Origin of the sequence: Saccharopolyspora sp. NPDC000359, assembly GCF_040300525.1 — a bacterium.
Classification (GTDB): domain Bacteria; phylum Actinomycetota; class Actinomycetes; order Mycobacteriales; family Pseudonocardiaceae; genus Saccharopolyspora.
Map to the genome: position 1 here is coordinate 44,435 of NZ_JBEPDU010000036.1, position 17,979 is coordinate 62,413.

Genomic DNA, 17,979 nt, shown 5'->3' on the forward strand with positions numbered 1-17,979 from the left:
GGTGCTCAGTGCCTGAAGTGGACTACCAGCGGTGGTTGGCTGTGGCGGTGGACGAGGCCCGTGCCGGGCTCGCCGAGGGCGGTATCCCCATCGGGGCCGCGTTGCTCGGCCGCGACGGGGCGGTGCTCGGCAAGGGCCACAACCGCCGGGTGCAGGACGACGACCCGTCGGTGCACGGCGAGACCGCGGCCTTCCGCAACGCGGGGCGGCAGCGCTCCTACGCCGGGACCACGATGGTGACCACGTTGTCGCCGTGCTGGTACTGCAGCGGCCTGGTGCGCCAGTTCGGCATCAGCCGCGTGGTGATCGGCGAGGCGCGCAACTTCCACGGCGGCCACGACTGGCTGGCCGAGCACGGCGTGGAGGTGGTGGTCCTCGACGACCCTGGGTGCACCCGGATGATGGGCGAGTTCATCGCCGCCCACCCCGAGCTCTGGTACGAGGACATCGGCCAGGACTGAGCCTCACCCGCGCACCGCGGCGCGGCGGCGGGTGGCGTAGGTGATCAGGCCGAGCACCAGCCACCCCGCGGCCACCGCCAGGGCCAGGCCGCTGGCCGTGACCAGCACGACCACCGAGATCAGACCGCCGATCACCGGGATCACCACGGTGGCCGCGCGGCGGTCCCGGCCGGAGACCGCGAAGTAGCCGATCACCGAGGCGTGCAGCAGCACGAACGCGGTCAGTGCGCCGACCGTCACCATCGACGACAGGACCTCCAGGCCGTCCTCAGCCGAGGCAGCCCACACCGACACCAGCAGCGTCACCACCGCGGCCAGCAGCGTCGCGTTGCGCGGGACGTGCGTCCGCTGGTCGATCCGGGCCAGCGCCGCGGGCAGCTGCCCGTCGCGCGCCATGCCGAACAGCAACCGGCTCACCGCCGCCTGCGCGATCATCGCCGAGAACGCGGGCGCGATCGCCTTCACCGCGGTGACGGCCACCGCCAACCAGCCGCCCAGCGCGGCGCGCAGCATGTCGTAGAACGCCGAGTCCTGCGCGTTCGGGTCCTGCGCCAGCTCCTGCGGGGTCAGCGGGCTCAGCAGCGACGCCAGGTAGGTCTGCACGAAGAACAGCACCCCGCTCAACGCCAGGCAGAACAGCAGCGCCCGACCGACCTGGCGCGACGAACCGGTGTTCTCCTCGGCGAAGGAGGCGATCGCGTCGAAGCCCAGGAACGACAGCACCGCCACCGACACCGCGCCCAGCACCGCCAGCGGCGCGAACCCGTCGAACCCGGTCAGCGGGGACAGCCACGGCCGCGCCGGGCCCTCGCCCACCAGCACCACCAGCGCGACCACCACGAACACCACGAGCAGCACGACCTCCACCGCCAGCACCACGGTGCCGACGACGGCCGCGACCTTGACCCCGGTCAGGTTCAGCGCGGTGACCACCACGATGGCCACCCCGGTCGCCACCCACACCGGGACCTGCGGCAGCAGCGAGTTCGTCGCGATCCCGACGAACAGCGAGGCCACGCTCGGGATGAACAGGTAGTCCAGCATGATCATCCACCCGGCCACGAAGCCCGGCGCGCGGCCCAGCCCGGCCGAGGCGTAGGCGAACACCGACCCGGCCCTGGGCACCGCCGCCGACATCCGGGCGTAGGACCAGGCGGTGAACCCCATGGCGATCGTCGCCACGACGTACACCAGCGCCACCGCGCCGCCGCTGCTGGCGTCCAGCACGCCGAAGACGCCGACGGGGGCCAGCGGCCCGATGAACAGCAGCCCGGAGACGATCAGGTCGCGCAGCGTCAGGCGGCGCTGCAGGCCTTCAGCGGTGGTGGTCATGGCCTCGATCCCAGGTCGGAACAATGTGGTCGGCGGAGCGGTTGACCGTGCCAGCCTCGCAACGGAGGCTGTCACGGCAACTCCAACGAACGTCAGGTGGTACGAATGTCTTCCACTCCGGTCGAAGTGACCCGGACCGGTCAGCACGCCTTCCTCGCGACCAATCCGCGCGGCGGGCAGGTCGCGATCGGCCGGGAGGACGCCCCCGACGCGTTCACCCCCGGTGAGCTGCTGCTCGCCGCGATCGCCGCGTGCTCGGCGGTGACCAGCGAGAACCTGCTCGTCCGGCGCCTCGGGGAGGACGCCGAGCTGACCGTGCGCGCGGACCGGACCAAGGTGCCGGAGGACAAGCACAAGTTCGCCCGGGTCCAGGTCGGCTTCGACGTCGACCTCAGCGCGGTCGAGGACGACGCCGACCGCGCCAAGCTGCTCGAGGCCGTCGAGCGCGCCATCACGAAGTACTGCACCGTGAGCCGTTCGGTCGAGGAGGGCACCCCGATCGACCTCACCCTCCCGCGCTGAGGGCCACAACTGCGCAACCGAGGGCGCCGGTGGTGGCGGTCTCGTCGTAAGGTGCTCGTCGCGCACCGAGCGGTGCGCGACGAGTGGGAGGCGCAGTGGCACAGGAGACCGCACCGGTCCGGCAGTCCGGGTTGCGCCGGGACCTGTCCGGCCGCCAGGTCGGCATGATCGCCATCGGTGGCGCGATCGGCACCGGCTTGTTCCTCGGCTCCGGCCTGGCGATCTCCATCGCCGGACCGGCCGTGATCATCGCCTACGCGGTGGCCGCGTTCGCCGCGCTGGCGCTGGCCTACGCGCTGGCCGAGATGATCGTGGTGCACCCGGAGGCCGGTGGTTTCGGGGCCGTCGTGCAGCGCTACCTCGGCGGGCTGCCGGGGTTCGTGTCGCGCTGGATCTACTGGGCCGCGCAGGTGGTCAACATCGGCAGCGAGGTCATCGCGGCCGGGCTCTACGTGCAGTTCTGGTACCCGCAGCTGCCGCTGTGGATGCCGGTGGTGGCGTTCTCGGTGCTGATGCTGGCGGTCAACTTCGCCGCCGTGCGGTTCTTCGGCGAGTTCGAGTACTGGTTCGCGATGATCAAGGTCGTCACGATCGTGGTGTTCATCGGGCTCGGCGTCTGCTACATCTTCTTCGGCCTGCCGGGCCAGCAGCCCGCCGGTGTCGGGGCGCTGACCGAGCACGGCGGCTTCCTGCCCAACGGCCTGGGCGCGGTGTGGCTGGCGCTGACCGTGGTCACCTTCTCCTACCTGGGCACCGAGGCGGTGTCGATGACCGCCGCGGAGTCCCGAAACCCGGGCCGCGACGTTCCGCGGGCCGCGCGCGGCATGGTGCTGCGGCTGGCGCTGTTCTACGTGCTCGGCATGCTCGTGGTGGTCTCGATCCTGCCGTGGAACGAGGTGTCGTCCTCCGGTGACGTCACCGAGAGCCCGTTCGTAAGGCTGTTCAGCATGGTGGGCATCCCCGCGGCAGCCGGGATCATGAACTTCGTGGTGCTCACCGCGGCGCTGTCGGCGATGAACACCAACCTCTACATCACCGCGCGGATGACCCACTCGCTGGCGATGGACGGCTACGCGCCGAAGTGGTTCGCGAAGGTCAGCGGCAACGGCGTGCCGCGCCGGGCGCTGGTGCTCTCGGCGGCCGGGCTGGCGCTGGCCGCGGCGCTGGCGGTGTTCGCGGAGAACTCGGCGTTCCCGATGCTGCTGGGCCTGGCGCTGTTCGGCGCGCTGGTGACCTGGCTGCTGATCTTCGCCAGCCAGCTGGTGTTCCGCCGCCACCGCGCGAAGGAGGGCCTGCCACCGTCCCCGGTGCGCCTGCCGGGAGCTCCGGTGACGACGGTGCTGGCGATGCTGTTCGTGCTGGCGGTCCTGCTGACCACGCCGTTCACCGAGCAGTTCAACACCGCCTGGAAGGCGGGTGTCCCCTTCGTCGTCATCCTCTGCGTCGCCTACTACCTCGTCCGCCGCCGGGCGGCCCAGCGCGAGGTCGAACCCGCGGAGTAGCGGTTCGCGGAACCAGCTGGAACGCACCGCCCCGGGCGCTCGCCCGTTCGGGTGGTGAGGGCGAGCTGAGCTGGGGAATGCGCGGGATTTACACTCCCGCTTGTGTCGAACCAGCCGATGATCGCGCCCTCCATCCTCTCCGCAGACTTCGCCCGCCTCGCCGATGAGATCGCCGCTGTGAACGGTGAGCCCGGCAAGCGCGCCGACTGGCTGCACGTGGACGTGATGGACGCGCACTTCGTGCCCAACCTGACCCTGGGGCTGCCGGTGGTCGAGTCGATCCTGAAGGTGACCGACATCCCCGTCGACTGCCACCTGATGATCGATGACCCGGACCGCTGGGCCATCGGCTACGCCGAGGCCGGGGCCCACAACGTCACGGTGCACGTGGAAGCCGCCAAGGACCCGATCGCCATCGCCAAGGACCTGCGCGCCGCGGGCGCCAAGGCGGGCCTGTCGATCAAGCCGGGCACCCCGCTGGACCCCTACCTCGACGTGCTCAAGCACTACGACACGCTGCTGGTGATGTCGGTGGAGCCGGGCTTCGGCGGCCAGAAGTTCATCGCCGACGTGCTGGACAAGGCCCGCAAGGCGCGCGAGCTCGTCGACACCGGCCACCTCAAGCTGCTGGTGGAGATCGACGGCGGGATCAACGCCGACACCATCGAGCAGGCCGCCGAGGCCGGGGTGGACTGCTTCGTGGCGGGCTCGGCGGTCTACAACGCCGACGACCCGGCCCAGGCGGTCGAGGCGCTGCGGGCCAAGGCGGCCCCGAACTTCGCCCACGCCCGGCAGTGAGGCGGTGAGCGCCGGAGCGCTCACCAGCGGAGAACAGGACACGGCGCGGGAGGACGACGATGCGCGATCGTGGCGAGGAGCAGGCGATGCGCGCCGCGATCGCGGCCAGCGAGCAGGTCCGCGGCACGACCAGCCCGAACCCGCCCGTGGGGTGCGTGGTCCTCGGCCCCGGCGGCGAGGTCGTCGGGGTCGGGGCGACCCGGCCCCCGGGCGGCCCGCACGCGGAGGTCGTCGCGCTGCGCGCGGCGGGGGAGCGGGCACGGGGCGGCACCGCTGTGGTGACGCTGGAGCCCTGCGCGCACACCGGGCGCACCCCGCCGTGCACCGACGCGCTCGTGGCAGCCGGGATCAAGCGCGTCGTGCACGCCGCGTCCGACCCCAACCCGCTGGCCAGCGGCGGCGCCGAGGTGCTGCGCGCGGCGGGCGTCGAGGTCCGCGGCGGGCTGCTGGCCGACGAGGTGGCGGCCGGTCCGCTGCGCGCCTGGCTGCACTTCGCCCGCACCGGTCGCCCGCACGTGACCTGGAAGTACGCGGCCAGCCTGGACGGGCGCTCGGCCGCCGCCGACGGCACCAGCAAGTGGATCAGCTCCGCCGAGTCCCGCGCCGAGGTGCACCGCGTCCGCGCGCGGGTGGACGCGGTCCTCGCGGGCACCGGCACGGTCCGCGCCGACGACCCGCACCTGACCGCCCGCGCCCCGGACGGCGCGCTGCTGGACCGGCAGCCGCTGCGGGTCGTGGTCGGCGACAGCGAGGTCCCGGCGACGGCGAAGGTCTTCGACGACGCGGCAACGACGGTCCAGCTGCCCGGCGGTGACCCGCGCGCGGCGCTCGCGGCGCTCGCCGAGCGCGGAGTCGTCGACGTGCTGCTGGAGGGCGGGCCGCGGTTGGCCGGGGCCTTCCTGGCGGCCCGCTGCGTGGACCGGGTGCTGGCCTACGTCGCTCCGGTGCTGCTCGGCGCCGGGCCGGCCGCCCTCGGCGAAGCGGGAGTGGGAAGCATCTCGCAGGCATGGCGGTTGCAGATCGAAGAGACGACTATGAGTGGCCCGGACGTCCGCATCAGCGCGGTTCCCCAGGAGCGTTGAGCGGTCCGGGAGCGCCGGATGCGAGGAGGCAGCAGTTGTTCACCGGGATCGTCGAGGAACTCGGCACCATCGAGGCGGTCGAGCCGTTGGCCGACGGCAGTCGGCTCACCATCCGCGGTCCCGTGGTGACCGAGGACGCCAAGCACGGCGACTCGATCGCGGTCAACGGCGTGTGCCTGACCGTGGTGACCGTCGGCGACGGGCAGTTCACCACCGACGTGGTGGCCGAGACGCTGCGCCGCTCCTCGCTCAAGGGCGTCGCCGTCGGCGACCGGGTCAACCTGGAGCGCGCCATGGCCCTCGGGGACCGGCTTGGCGGGCACATCGTGCAGGGCCACGTCGACGGCACCGCCGTGCTGCGCGGCACCGAGGCCGACGGGCTGACCCGCTTCGAGCTGCCGCAGCGGCTGGCCCGCTACCTGGTGGAGAAGGGCTCGATCACCGTCGACGGCGTGTCGCTGACCGTGGTCGAGGCGGGTGCGGCGACCTTCAGCGTCGCGCTCATCCCCACCACCAAGGAGCTGACCACGCTCGGCCGCCGCGTCCCGGGTGACGAAGTGAACATCGAGGTCGACGTGCTGGCCAAGCACCTCGAGCGGCTCGCCGCGGCGCAGCTGGCCGACCAGGCCCGTGGTGCGCAGGTCCGTTCGGGGGACAATGGCGGCGTCGAGGAGGCGCAGTGATGAACCCCGAGGTTGGCGGTGCGGTGAGCACGAACAGGTTCGACAGCATCGAGCGCGCGTTGGCCGACATCGCCGCCGGTCGCCCGGTCGTGGTGGTCGACGACGAGGACCGCGAGAACGAAGGCGACCTGATCTTCGCCGCGGAGAAGGCGACGCCCGAGCTGGTGGCCTTCATGGTCCGCTACACGTCCGGCTACATCTGCGTCGGGCTGCCCGGCGAGGACTGCGACCGGCTCGACCTGCCCCCGATGTACTACTGGAACCAGGACCGCAAGGGCACCGCCTACACGGTCACGGTGGACGCCGCCGACGGGGTGAGCACCGGCATCTCGGCCGCCGACCGCGCCCGCACGCTGCAGGTGCTGGCCGCCGAGGAGTCCACCGCCAAGGACCTCACCCGCCCCGGCCACGTGGTGCCGCTGCGCGCCCGCGACGGCGGCGTGCTGCGCCGCCCGGGGCACACCGAGGCCGCGGTGGACCTCGCCCGCCTCGCGGGCCTGCGCCCGGCCGGTGCGCTGTGCGAGATCGTCAGCCAGAAGTCCGAGGGCGACATGGCCCGCCGCGACGAGCTGGAGGTCTTCGCCGAGGAGCACGACCTGGCGCTGATCTCCATCGCCGACCTGATCTCCTACCGGCGCCGCTTCGAGAAGCAGGTCGTGCGGGTCGCCGAGGCCCGCATCCCCACCGCGCACGGCACCTTCCGCACCGTCGGCTACGACAGCACCCTCGACGGCATCGAGCACCTGGCCCTGGTCTACGGCGAGATCGGCGACGGCGAGGACATCCTGGTGCGGGTGCACTCCGAGTGCCTGACCGGCGACGTGCTCGGCTCGCTGCGCTGCGACTGCGGGCCGCAGCTGGACGCGGCGCTGGCCAAGGTCGCCGAGGCCGGTCGCGGCGTGGTGCTCTACATGCGCGGGCACGAGGGCCGCGGCATCGGGCTGATCCACAAGCTGCAGGCCTACCAGCTGCAGGACGACGGCGCCGACACGGTGGACGCCAACGTCGCGCTGGGCATGCCGGTGGACAGCCGGGACTACGGCCAGGGCGCGCAGATCCTGTGCGACCTGGGCGTGAAGTCGATGCGGCTGCTCACCAACAACCCGGCAAAGCGGGTCGGCCTGGAGGGCTACGGGCTGCGCATCGTGGACCGGGTGCCGCTGCCGATCCGGCCCAACCCGGAGAACATCCACTACCTGCGGACCAAGCGCGACCGCATGGGGCACGTGCTGGACAATCTCGACGACGGCGAGGATTCCTCGATCAACGGCGAGACTGGAGTGACGGCATGAGTGGCGAGGGGCGGCCGCGGGTCAGCGTGCCGAAGGCCGGCGAGCTGCGGTTGGGCATCGCGGCGATCCGCTGGCACGAGCGGTTCGTGGAGCAGATGCTCTCCCGCGCGCTGGCGGCGGCCGCGGAGGCGGGCATCGCCGAGCCGACCGTGGTGCGGGTGCCGGGTTCGGTCGAGCTGCCGGTGGTCTGCCAGCAGCTGGCGCACCAGCACGACGCGGTGGTCGCGCTCGGCGTGGTGGTGCGCGGTGGCACCCCGCACTTCGAGTACGTCTGCGACTCGGTCACCCAGGGCCTGACCCGGGTGGCGCTGGACGAGTCCACTGCGGTCGGCAACGGCGTGCTGACCTGCGACACCGTGGAGCAGGTGGAGGCGCGCGCCGGGTTCGAGCACTCGGTGGAGGACAAGGGGTTCGAGGCCACCGCGGCGGCCCTGGAGACCGCGCTGGTGCTGCGGGAGCTGCGGGGCTGGAACGGGGAGCGTGGGTTCCTGTGACTGTCGAGGTGCGGCCGCGCAAGGTCCGCAGGGTGGCGATCCCGATCGCGGTGCTGCTGGTCGTGGTGTTCGTGGTGGTCGGCACCCTGCTGACCAACAGTCCGACCGGTGTGATCTTCTCGGTGTCCGACCAGGTCGCGATGGGCCTGATCGGCGTGCTGCTGGCTGCTGGCGTGCTGCTGCTGACCCGTCCCCGGCTGCGCGCCGACGCCGACGGGCTGGAGGTCCGAAACATCATCGGCACGCACCGCTACAAGTGGCCGCTGGTGCAGGCGGTGAGTTTCCCGGACGGTTCGGCGTGGGCCCGCCTGGAGCTGCCGGAGGACGAGTACGTGCCGATCATGGCGATCCAGGCCGCCGACGGTGAGCAGGCCATCAAGGCGATGCGCGACCTGCGGGAACTGCGGCGCCAGGTCCAGGACGACTGACGCGGGGGCCCGGCGACCGGAGCGGTCGCCGGGCCTCGTCGTCGTTCAGCGGGCCTCGAGGAGGTCGCAGACGAAGACCAGGGTTTCGCCGGGGGCGATAACCCCACCCGCCCCGCGGTCGCCGTAGGCCAGGCCCGGCGGGATGACCAGCTGGCGGCGGCCGCCGACCCGCATGCCCTGCAGCCCCTGGTCCCAGCCCGGGATGACCTGACCGGCGCCGAGCTGGATGCGCAGCGGCTCGGCGCGGTCCCAGCTGGCGTCGAACTGCTTGCCGGTGCTGTGCGAGACACCCACGTAGTGCACGGCGATGTGGCTGCCCGCGGTGGCTTCCGGGCCGTCGCCGACGGTGATGTCCCGGACCACCAGCTCGGCCGGGGGCTCGCCGGTGGGCCGGGCGATCTTCGGCTTCTCGGGTTTCACGAAGCGTTCTCCTTGGTCGGTGGAGCGCCAGTTCAGCGCTGCTGCTGCCGGATTCTCCCAGCCCGAACCGATGTGGAGCGCAACCGCCCGCCGGAGGTCAGAGCCGCTCGCCCCAGACCTGGGCCAGGACCGGGACCGCCTGGTCGAGGAGCTCGGGGGTCAGCGCGAAGCTCAGGCGGAGGTGGTCGCGGTAGCGGCCATCGGGGGAGAACATCGATCCCGGCGCCACCGCGACGCCCCGCTCGCGGGCGCGCTCGGCGAAGGCGTCGGTGTCGGTGCCGGGGAGCCGGACCCACAGCGACAGGCCGCCCGCGGGGTGCGGCCAGGTCCACTGCGGGAGTTCCCGCCGCAGGGCGGCCGAGAGGTGGTCGCGGCGGCGGGTCAGCTCGGCGAGCCACTCCGTGGAGTCGTTGTGCCGCAGCAGTTCCGCGGCGAAGCGCTGGGTGACCGTGCTGGTCGCCAGGTCGCTGGTCCGCTTGAGCTCGGTGAGCTGGCTGCGCAGCGGTTCGGGGGCGACCAGCCAGCCCACCCGGAGGCCGCCCCACAGCGTCTTCGACAGCGAGTGGACCTCGATCGTGCCGTGCGGGTGGGTGTCGGCGAAGCGGCCGGGCGCCGGGCCGTCGCACCGCACGTCGGCCAGCGTGTGGTCGGCGACCACCAGCAGCTCGGCGTCGCGGGCGATCCCGGCCAGTTCTCGCACGCGCTTGGCGTCGGCGACCGCTCCCGTGGGGTTGCGGACCGCTTGGACGTAGGCGAACGCGGGCCGGTGCCTGGTCAGCGCCTCGGACAGTGCCCCGGGGAGCATGCCGCACTCATCGGTGGGCACCGCGACGGCCCGCGCGCCGCAGCCGGTGATGGCGGCCAGCGCGCCGGGGTAGGTGGGCTCCTCGACCAGCACCGCTTCGCCGGGCCGGGCCAGGCAGCGGGTGCTCAGGTCGATGCCGTGCTGCCCGCCGCCGGTGACCAGCACGTCGCCGAGCAGCTCCAGCAGGCCCGGCTCGCCGCGGGGGTCGTAGCCGTGCCGGCTCGGGGTGCGCAGGAGGTCGGCGGCGTCCAGCCGGGGCAGCTGCAGGTGCGCGGGGTCCGGGACGACCGATGTGGACAGGTCGGCGAACACCGCGCCAGGGCTCAGCAACCGGTCCATCGCCGAGGTCGCTCCGGAGGTGGCGAGGTAGGTGCCGCTGCCGTGCCTGCGCTCGCAGATCCCGTCCTCGAACAGCGCGTTGAACGCCGCGGCCACCGCTCCCCGGCTGCACTCCAGCACGCGGGCCAGGTCGCGCTCGGAGGGCAGCCGGGTGCCGGGGCTGAGCGCGCCGGTGCGCGCGAGGTCGGTGAGCGCGGCGGCCAGCCGACGGCTCAGCGGACCGTGCTCGTGGCGGAGCCGGTCCCGGAGCAACGCGGCGAAGTGGTCCACATCGGCGGAGGGCATGCGGCCATTCTGCCGGAAGGAGGCCCACGCCCTAGTGGATTGTCGATCCACTTGTTAGCGTGTCACTCGATCGCGAAGTGGCTTGTCCCACATCGCGAGATATGCCACTTCGCTGGAGGGGACGGGAATGGCGCTGACCGAGGCGGACCACATCTGGATGGACGGCGAGCTGGTTCCGTGGCAGGACGCCCGGATCCACGTGCTCAGCCACGGACTGCACTACGGCACCGGTGTTTTCGAGGGCGTCCGCGCTTACTCCACATCGGACGGACCGGCGCTGTTCCGGCTCGAGGAGCACCTCGACCGGCTGTTCCGCAGCGCCAAGATGCTGCGCATGGTGCTGCCGCACAGCAAGGCGGAACTGCGCGCGGCGACGCTGGAACTGGTGCGCGCCAACGGTCACCGCTCCTGCTACGTGCGCCAGCTCGCGCACCTCGGCTACGGCACGATGGGCATCGACCCCACCGGGGCCGCGGTGCAGGTGTCGATCAGCAGCTGGGAGTGGGGCGCCTACCTCGGCGACGACGCCGAGCACGGCGTCCGGTTGATGACGAGCTCCTGGCGCCGCAACGACCCGGCGGTGGTGCCGACGGCGGCCAAGGCCACCGGTCCGTACCTGAACTCCATGCTGGCCAAGCTCGAAGCGCGCGAGGCCGGGTTCGACGAAGCGGTGCTGCTGAGCACCGACGGCCACGTGAGCGAGTGCTCCGGCGAGAACATCTTCATCCGGCGCGGCGACGTCCTCCTCACGCCCCCTTCCAGCGCTGGCGCGCTGGAAGGCATCACCCAGGACACGGTCGCGACGCTGGCTGCGGACCTGGGGTTCGAGCTGCGGCGCGAGAACCTGCTGCGCTCCGACCTCTACGCCGCCGACGAGATGTTCCTGTGCGGCACGGCGGCGGAGGTGACGCCGGTGCGCTCAATGGACAACCGCGAGATCGGTGCGCCAGGACCGGTGACCAGCAAGATCCGCGACGCCTTCCACGCCGCGGTGACCGGCGCGGACGAGCGCTACCGGCACTGGCTGACCTTCGTCGGCGGGCGCTGATAACCTCCGCGCCATGGGCTCCGCGCAGTGATCACCACTCGTCGACGGCGCGACGCGTTGTGCGATCGCGCTACTTGGCATTGCGTTGGAGGAGCCCGTTTTGCTGGATGAAGCAGAGTTCGAAACCCACGTCGCCGACCAGCTCGCCGCCTTGCCGGGCGTGCGCGCGGTGAGCCTCGGCGGGTCGCGCGCCCAAGGCACGCACCGCGCCGACAGCGACTGGGACTTCGCCATCTACTACCGCGGCCAGTTCGAGCCGCAGCACCTGCGCGACGTCGGCTGGCCGGGGGAGGTGTCCGAGCTCGGCGCCTGGGGCGGCGGAGTGTTCAACGGCGGTGCCTGGCTGCGGATCGACGACCGGCCGGTGGACGTCCACTACCGCGATCTCGACGTGGTCGAGCACGTGCTCACCGAAGCCCGCGCCGGGCGCTTCGAGTGGCAGCCGCTGATGTTCCACCTGGCCGGCATCCCGAGCTACCTGCTGCTGGCCGAACTGGCGATCAACCGCGTGCTGCACGGGGAGCTGCCGCGGCCGGAATTCCCGCGGGCGCTGCGGGAATCCGCCCCGGCGGTCTGGTGGCAGCAGGCGTCGCTCGGGTTCAGCTACGCCCGGGCGAACCACGCCCCGCGCGGTCGGCTCGCCGAAACGGCGGGAGCCATCGCCCAGGCCGCCTGCCAGTCGGCCCACGCGGTCCTGGCCGCCCGAGGGGAGTGGGTGACCAACGAGAAGCGCCTGCTCGCCAGGGCGGGGTTGCGCGACGTGGACCGGGTGATCGCTGGGCTGGCCCCGGATTCCCTGGTCGCGGCCGTGGATCAGGCGCAGGCGCGCTGCGAGGCGGCGGTGTCCGGAGCCCGCTGAGGTGGGTGCGGGAACAGGTTCCGGCCGGTTCCCGCACCCGCCTGCGGGCGAGGACCGCTGACTGCCATGATCACCCGCATGGGGCTGTTCGACACGAAGCCGAAGCTCGCGACCGTGCTGGGCAAGGCGTTCCGGTGCCTGGTGTGCGGCCACGCCTGGTTCTGGTCGCGGGAGGTCAAGCTGAACTCGACCAGTGCGGAGCTGTTCAACATGGCCTGGGCCAACCGGTCCGCCACCGGACTGATCTGCGACAAGTGCGGGTACGTGCACGAGTTCGCAGGCCCCCAGCGGCCCGAGCTGTGGAAGGACAAGCAGGGCTACCCGGCGGGCGCCGAGTGACCGCTGCGCCTCAGCGGGGCCGCACGGCCGGGGCGGACAGGGCCACCAGCAGGGCCAGCGCGGCCGGGACGGCCAGGCCGGTGCTCAGGTCGGTCCAGCTGGAGATCAGGCCGATCACCACCGGCCCCGCCAGCAGTCCGCCGTAACCGAGGGTGCTGACCTGCGCCAGGTCCCGGCCGCTGCGGTTCGGGTCGCGGTTGCCCGCCGCGTTGAACACCTGCGGGATGATGCAGGACAGGCCGATCCCGAACAGCGCGAACCCGGCGATCGCCGCCACCGGGTGGTGCAGCAGCAGCGCGGCCCCCAGGCCGGTGCCCGCGATCGCGCCGCAGCAGCGGACCAGCAGCACCGGGCCGAGCCGGGCCACCAGGACGTCGCCCAGGAAGCGGAAGACGGCCATCATCGCGGAGAACACCGCGTAACCCACCGCCGCGACCGCCGGGCTGGTGCCCAGCACGTCGTGCAGGTACAGCGGCGACCAGTCGGCCATCGAGCCCTCGCCGACTGAGCAGAAGAACGCCAGCACACCCAGGAACAGGATGCCCGGCGAGATCCCGCGCTGTCGCGGTGCAGCGGCGCTCGGGGGCCGCACCTCCGCCGGGAGCAGCTCGCGCCGGGCCAGCAGCAGCACCGCGGCCAGCACTGCCGCGACGAGCGCGAAGTGCAGCGCCGCGCTCATCGAGGCGTGCGCCGCCAGCGCCCCGACCCCGGCGCCGAGCAGGCCACCAACGCTGAACATCGCGTGGAAGGTGCTCACGATCGGTCGGCCGTAGCCGCGCTGCACCTGCAACGAGTGGGTGTTCATGGCCACGTCGACGGTCCCGTGCCCGGCGCCGAACACCAGCAGGCCCACCAGCAGCAGCGGCAGGTTGCTCGCCAGGCCCGGCAGTACCAGGCCCGCCGCCATCGCCAGCCCGGCCGGGCCCAGCACGCGGGCGCTGCCGAATCGGTCGGCGAGGTGCCCGACGGCCTGCATCGCCAGCACCGACCCGGCCGCCACCGCGAACAGCGCCAGCGTCACCTGCCCCTCGTCGAGGCCGAGGTCCTGCTTGATCGCCGGGATCCGCGCGGTCCAGGTGCCCAGGGCCGCGCCGGTGCTGACGAAGTAGGCCGTGACGGCCCAGCGCGCCCGCTGCGGGACGGCGACGGTCGCCTCAGACAACGCGGACCTCCACCCCGGCCGCCGCCAGCTCGGCGCGCGCCTCCTCCGGCGCGGAGGCGTCGGTGACGACCACGTCCAGGTCGGTGACCGGGCAGACCAGCCCCAGGCCGGTGCGGGCGAACTTCGCGCCGTGGCAGACCGCGACGACGCGTTGGGCGGCAGCCACCGCGGCCCGCTTCACCGGGACCTCCTCCAGGTCGTGCGCGGTCAGCCCGTGCTTGGCGGACAACCCGCACACGCCGAGGACCGTGGTGTCCACCCGCAGCGCGCGCAGCGACGCCTCCGCCAGGTGCCCGATGAACGACAGCTCACCGGGCTTCGCCCGCCCGCCCGGCAGCAGCAGGTCCACCTGCGGCACGTTGCTCAGCGCGTTCGCCGCGTGCATGTCCAGCGGGATCGCGGTCAGCTGGCGGTGGGCGAGCCGCTTGGCCACCGCCAGCGTCGTGGTGCCGGAGTCGAGGATCACCGACTCGCTGTCGGTGATCAGCTCGTCGACCGCGGCCGCCAACCGCTGCTTGGTCGCCACCTCGTCGCGCTCGCGGAGCGGGAACGGCGCCGAGTGCCCCCGCAGGAAGCTCACCGCGCCGCCCCGCACCCGGCGCAGGACGCCCTGCTCGGCGAGTTGGTCGAGATCGCGGCGGATGGTCATCTCCGAGCAACCGGTCGCCTCGGCCAGCTCGGCGACCGTCACGCGCTCGGCCAACCGCAACCGCTCGACGATCGTCGCCGTTCGTTCCGAACTTTCCACGGTTTCGATCGAACACGACTCGCGTGCGGAACGCAAGAGAATGAACAGGGCATGTGATCGAGGCCGCTGGGGTGGGGAGCGGCGAATGGGGGACAATGGCCTGGACGCTGCGATGCGCAGGTCGTCGACGCGGGTAGGAGGAAGATCGTGAGCGTGGCCCAGGAGCGCAACCTACGGTTGGTGCGAGACGTTCCGGCCGAACCCGGCGTTCGGCTCGGTGACATCCGACTCCGCAACCGCCTGGTGACCTCGTCCAGCCTGCTCGGCTACGGCGTGGCCAACGCCAAGCTGGTGCCCTACGGCATGAGCCCGATCTCGACGTTCGTCCCGCTGGGCCGGTTCGGCGCGGTCACCACCCGCACCCTCACCGTCGAACCCCGCGAGGGGCACTTCACCACCCGCGACGTGTGGCCGCTGCAGGAGCTGCCCGCGCTGATCAAGCGCTACGGCCAGGCGCTGCGGCAGGTCGACGGCGGCTGGCTCAACGCCTTCGGCTGGTGCAACGTCGGCATCGACGCCTACCTGCGCGACTACTACCCGCGCACCCGCGAGCAGAACACCATCATCTCCGTCGGCGGGTTCTCCGCCGAGGAGTTCGTCACCCTGGTGGACAAGGTCAACGCCGCGGTCCCGACCGGGGAGATCGCCGCGGTCGAGTTCAACGTCTCCTGCCACAACGTCAACTTCGACTTCAACCAGATCATCGAGTCGGTGCTGGCCGAGGCGGTGCCGCGCAGCAACCACCCGGTCATCCTGAAGCTCTCCCCGGACTACGACTACCTGGGCCACGCGCAGCTGGCGGCCCGCCACGGGGTGTCCGCGCTGACCGCCATCAACACCGTCAAGGGCCTGCGGCTGGACCCGAACACCGGCGAACCGCTGCTGAAGAACGGCTTCGGCGGCCTGTCCGGCCGGGCGGTCAAGCCGATCGGCCTGCGCGTGGTCAAGGAGCTCCGCGACTCCGGCGTGACCCTGCCGATCATCGCCACCGGCGGCATCCGCAGCTTCGACGACTGCCGCGAGTACTTCTGGGCGGGCGCGGACGCGGTCAGCCTCGGCAGCGCCAGCTGGTTCGCCAGCTACCCGGGTTACGCGCTGTCGCCGCTCTACGCGGCCCGCATCCGCACCCTCCTGCGCCGCATCGAGAACTACGAGCCCCCGGCGCGCTGACGCCGGGCCGGTGCGCGCATTCGGCTTGCGCTGCTGGGAAAACCCCACACCGGCCGATCCCCGTGGTAAGAAGTGATCAGGGACACATCACTTCTGGGGAGGCGGTTTTGGGCGGCTACGGAGCTTTTGGCAGCAGCCTGCGGGACCTGCCCCGGTTGCGGAGCAGTCGGCGCGGCCGGGTGTCCAGCTGGGACCAGACCGGGGGCAACACCGACAACGTCCGCGTCGAGCCGGGGCAGACCCGCGTGCTGGCCGACATCCAGGGGCCTGGCGCGATCACGCACATCTGGTGCACCGTGGCGCTGGACCACGTGGGCAAGCCCGCCGAGCTGGAGGGCGACTACCTGCGGCGGCTCGTCCTGAAGATCACCTGGGACGACCAGTCGCAGCCCGCCGTGCTGGTGCCGCTGGGCGACTTCTTCGGCATGGGCCACGGGCGCAGCGCCAACTTCGTGTCCGCGCCGCTGCAGATGAGCCCGCAGGACGGCAAGGGCTTCAACTGCTGGTTCGCCATGCCCTTCGCCGGGCGCGCCCGCTTCGAGCTGATCAGCGAGCTGAGCGTCAAGCCGGTGACGTTCTACTTCTACATCGACTACGAGACCTACACCGAGGCCGACCCGGAGCTGGGCTACTTCCACGCGCAGTGGCGGCGGCAGAACCCCACCGACGGCGTCGAGCAGGGCGACCAGACCAACGAGGAGTTCCTCTTCGGCGGCACCAACATCGGCGGCGAGGGCAACTACGTGATCCTGCAGGCCGAGGGCCGCGGGCACTACGTGGGCACCGTGCTCAACGTGCACAACCTCCGCCACACCAGCGACTGGAACTGGTACGGCGAGGGCGACGACATGATCTTCGTCGACGGCGAGGAGTGGCCGCCGCGCCTGCACGGCACCGGCACCGAGGACTACTTCAACACCGCGTGGTGCCCGGGTCAGGAGTACCAGGCGCCCTACCACGGGCTGACCATGGCGGGCGGGCCGAACTGGAGCGGCCAGGTGTCCTACTACCGGTTCCACGTGGAGGACCCGGTGGTGTTCGACAAGTCGATCAAGGTGACCATCGAGCACGGCCACGCCAACAAGCGCTCCGACGACGTGTCCTCGGTCGCCTACTGGTACCAGACCCTCCCAGCGCTGCCGATCACCCTCGCGCCCGTCCAGGAGCGCATCCCGCGCCCGCTGTGACCCGGCCGGGTGCCGGTCCCGCGCGGACCGGCACCCGGCTCAGACGGCGGCGCGGAGGGGGCCGCCGTTGTAGGTGACCGCGTCGGCGAAGGCCGCCACCAGGTCGACCTCGGTCTCGTCCACGTCGGCGTAGGCGCGGTGCAGGTTGAGCACGATGCGCTCGCGGTCCGGCCAGTTCGCGAACTCGCCCAGGTCGCAGCGCTGCGCCGCCTCCAGCGGGGACAGCCCGTCGGTGCGGGCCTGGCGGGCGGTGTCCAGCACGAAGCGGTAGTAGCGCGCCTGGTCCTCCAGCACGCGCGGGAACGACAGGCCCGGCAGGACCGGGCCGTGGCCCGGCACCACCGAGCTGGCGCGGAAACCGGCGAGCCAGTCCAGCGACTTCAGCGCGCCCTCCACCGATCCCATGAACACCAGCGGCGTCACGCCGTGGAAGATCAGGTCGCCGGTGAACAGCACCCCCGCGTCCGGCACCCACGCCACCACGTCACCCTCGGTGTGCGCGGCGTGCCCGGGGTGGTGCAGCTCGACCAGGCGCCCCCCGATGTCCAGGGTGAGCGAATCCCGCACCAGCACCGTCGGCGCGCGGTGCTCGGTGATGCCCCACACCGGTGTCGGCTCCCACACCGGCGGCGGGTCGGCCAGGACGGTGTCGGCCAGGATCCCGTCCCGGGTCGCCGGGTGTCCGATGAGGACGGTGCTCGTGGGCAGCAGCGCGTTGCCGTGCGTGTGGTCGCCGTGCAGGTGGGTGTTCACCGCGAACCGGATCGGCGCGTCCCCACCGGCCGCGCGCACCGCGTCCAGGAAGCGCCGGGTGCGCTCGGCGGTCGCGCAGGTGTCCACCAGCACCGCCCCGTCGTCGCCGAACACCACCCCGGCGTTGTTGATCCACCAACTGCCGTCCGGCTGGAACCAGGCGTGCACCCCGGGGCCGACCTCGGACAGCGCCGCGCGATCGGGATGGGCGTTCTCGGTGTTCACGGCTGACCTCCCGCCTGCTGCGGGGAAGCGCGCGGCCTCCCCGGA

20 protein-coding genes are annotated in these 17,979 nt (G+C 72.2%); 14 read left to right on the plus strand and 6 right to left on the minus strand.

Features of this window, described 5'->3' with window-relative positions; all coding sequences use genetic code 11:
* Positions 1-8 precede the first annotated feature (8 nt).
* Positions 9-461, plus strand: a complete 453-nt coding sequence (locus ABT324_RS22345) for a nucleoside deaminase (RefSeq protein ID WP_351180774.1) — start codon at positions 9-11, stop codon at positions 459-461.
* 3 nt (positions 462-464) lie between these two features.
* Here the strand turns inward: ABT324_RS22345 and ABT324_RS22350 are convergent, their stop codons facing one another.
* Positions 465-1,793: an APC family permease gene (locus tag ABT324_RS22350; protein ID WP_351180777.1), complete on the minus strand. Its 1,329-nt coding sequence runs from the start codon at positions 1,791-1,793 to the stop codon at positions 465-467.
* A gap of 105 nt (positions 1,794-1,898) precedes the next feature.
* Between ABT324_RS22350 and ABT324_RS22355 the strand changes: the two genes are divergently transcribed.
* The 8 genes from ABT324_RS22355 to ABT324_RS22390 all read left to right on the plus strand — a co-directional run bounded on the left by ABT324_RS22355 (position 1,899) and on the right by ABT324_RS22390 (position 8,594).
* A complete protein-coding gene (locus tag ABT324_RS22355) occupies positions 1,899-2,315 on the plus strand; it encodes an OsmC family protein (protein WP_351180780.1) in 417 nt (138 codons plus the stop codon).
* 95 nt (positions 2,316-2,410) lie between these two features.
* Complete coding sequence (locus ABT324_RS22360) at positions 2,411-3,817, plus strand: amino acid permease (protein ID WP_351180783.1); 1,407 nt, start codon at positions 2,411-2,413, stop codon at positions 3,815-3,817.
* A 117-nt stretch (positions 3,818-3,934) separates the two neighbouring features.
* Positions 3,935-4,615 (plus strand): ribulose-phosphate 3-epimerase, encoded by a 681-nt coding sequence (rpe, locus tag ABT324_RS22365; RefSeq protein ID WP_351180884.1) that lies wholly within the window; start codon positions 3,935-3,937, stop codon positions 4,613-4,615.
* Between the two features lie 59 nt (positions 4,616-4,674).
* Positions 4,675-5,697: a bifunctional diaminohydroxyphosphoribosylaminopyrimidine deaminase/5-amino-6-(5-phosphoribosylamino)uracil reductase RibD gene (gene ribD / locus ABT324_RS22370; RefSeq protein WP_351180786.1), complete on the plus strand. Its 1,023-nt coding sequence runs from the start codon at positions 4,675-4,677 to the stop codon at positions 5,695-5,697.
* Positions 5,698-5,732: 35 nt separating this feature from the next.
* The gene (locus tag ABT324_RS22375; protein ID WP_351180789.1) at positions 5,733-6,380 is read left to right on the plus strand and encodes a riboflavin synthase; all 648 of its coding nucleotides are present in this window, start codon (positions 5,733-5,735) and stop codon (positions 6,378-6,380) included.
* Positions 6,380-7,672: a bifunctional 3,4-dihydroxy-2-butanone-4-phosphate synthase/GTP cyclohydrolase II gene (locus ABT324_RS22380; RefSeq protein ID WP_351180792.1), complete on the plus strand. Its 1,293-nt coding sequence runs from the start codon at positions 6,380-6,382 to the stop codon at positions 7,670-7,672. The genes ABT324_RS22375 and ABT324_RS22380 overlap by 1 nt, the downstream gene beginning before the upstream one ends.
* Positions 7,669-8,166 carry a 6,7-dimethyl-8-ribityllumazine synthase gene (gene ribH, locus ABT324_RS22385; RefSeq protein WP_351180795.1) on the plus strand — a complete coding sequence of 166 codons (498 nt, stop codon included), beginning with the start codon at positions 7,669-7,671 and terminating at the stop codon, positions 8,164-8,166. Before ABT324_RS22380 ends, ribH begins: the two co-directional genes overlap by 4 nt.
* Complete coding sequence (locus ABT324_RS22390) at positions 8,163-8,594, plus strand: PH domain-containing protein (protein WP_351180798.1); 432 nt, start codon at positions 8,163-8,165, stop codon at positions 8,592-8,594. The genes ribH and ABT324_RS22390 overlap by 4 nt, the downstream gene beginning before the upstream one ends.
* A gap of 45 nt (positions 8,595-8,639) precedes the next feature.
* On the opposite strand, the gene ABT324_RS22395 is transcribed toward ABT324_RS22390, so the two are convergent.
* Positions 8,640-9,014 (minus strand): FKBP-type peptidyl-prolyl cis-trans isomerase, encoded by a 375-nt coding sequence (locus tag ABT324_RS22395; RefSeq protein ID WP_351180801.1) that lies wholly within the window; start codon positions 9,012-9,014, stop codon positions 8,640-8,642.
* Between the two features lie 97 nt (positions 9,015-9,111).
* Entirely contained in the window at positions 9,112-10,443 is a 1,332-nt protein-coding gene (locus ABT324_RS22400) for an aminotransferase-like domain-containing protein (RefSeq protein ID WP_351180804.1), read from the minus strand.
* A 127-nt stretch (positions 10,444-10,570) separates the two neighbouring features.
* On the opposite strand from ABT324_RS22400, the gene ABT324_RS22405 reads away from it, so the two are divergent.
* The 3 genes from ABT324_RS22405 to ABT324_RS22415 all read left to right on the plus strand — a co-directional run bounded on the left by ABT324_RS22405 (position 10,571) and on the right by ABT324_RS22415 (position 12,689).
* Positions 10,571-11,491, plus strand: a complete 921-nt coding sequence (locus ABT324_RS22405) for a branched-chain amino acid transaminase (RefSeq protein ID WP_351180807.1) — start codon at positions 10,571-10,573, stop codon at positions 11,489-11,491.
* 103 nt (positions 11,492-11,594) lie between these two features.
* Complete coding sequence (locus ABT324_RS22410) at positions 11,595-12,350, plus strand: nucleotidyltransferase domain-containing protein (protein ID WP_351180887.1); 756 nt, start codon at positions 11,595-11,597, stop codon at positions 12,348-12,350.
* 78 nt (positions 12,351-12,428) lie between these two features.
* Positions 12,429-12,689: a hypothetical protein gene (locus tag ABT324_RS22415; protein WP_351180810.1), complete on the plus strand. Its 261-nt coding sequence runs from the start codon at positions 12,429-12,431 to the stop codon at positions 12,687-12,689.
* Between the two features lie 10 nt (positions 12,690-12,699).
* Here ABT324_RS22415 and ABT324_RS22420 read toward each other — a convergent pair whose 3' ends face one another.
* The gene (locus ABT324_RS22420; protein ID WP_351180813.1) at positions 12,700-13,851 is read right to left on the minus strand and encodes an MFS transporter; all 1,152 of its coding nucleotides are present in this window, start codon (positions 13,849-13,851) and stop codon (positions 12,700-12,702) included.
* Positions 13,844-14,599: a DeoR/GlpR family DNA-binding transcription regulator gene (locus ABT324_RS22425; RefSeq protein ID WP_351180816.1), complete on the minus strand. Its 756-nt coding sequence runs from the start codon at positions 14,597-14,599 to the stop codon at positions 13,844-13,846. The genes ABT324_RS22420 and ABT324_RS22425 overlap by 8 nt, the downstream gene beginning before the upstream one ends.
* Before the next feature lie 147 nt (positions 14,600-14,746).
* Here ABT324_RS22425 and ABT324_RS22430 point away from each other — a divergent pair, with 147 nt between their 5' ends.
* Both ABT324_RS22430 and ABT324_RS22435 read left to right on the plus strand, forming a co-directional pair.
* The gene (locus tag ABT324_RS22430) at positions 14,747-15,769 is read left to right on the plus strand and encodes a beta/alpha barrel domain-containing protein (protein ID WP_351180819.1); all 1,023 of its coding nucleotides are present in this window, start codon (positions 14,747-14,749) and stop codon (positions 15,767-15,769) included.
* Between the two features lie 107 nt (positions 15,770-15,876).
* A complete protein-coding gene (locus ABT324_RS22435; RefSeq protein WP_351180822.1) occupies positions 15,877-16,956 on the plus strand; it encodes a glycoside hydrolase family 172 protein in 1,080 nt (359 codons plus the stop codon).
* Between the two features lie 39 nt (positions 16,957-16,995).
* Here the strand turns inward: ABT324_RS22435 and ABT324_RS22440 are convergent, their stop codons facing one another.
* Positions 16,996-17,934, minus strand: a complete 939-nt coding sequence (locus tag ABT324_RS22440; RefSeq protein ID WP_351180825.1) for an MBL fold metallo-hydrolase — start codon at positions 17,932-17,934, stop codon at positions 16,996-16,998.
* Between the last annotated feature and the right edge of the window lie 45 nt (positions 17,935-17,979).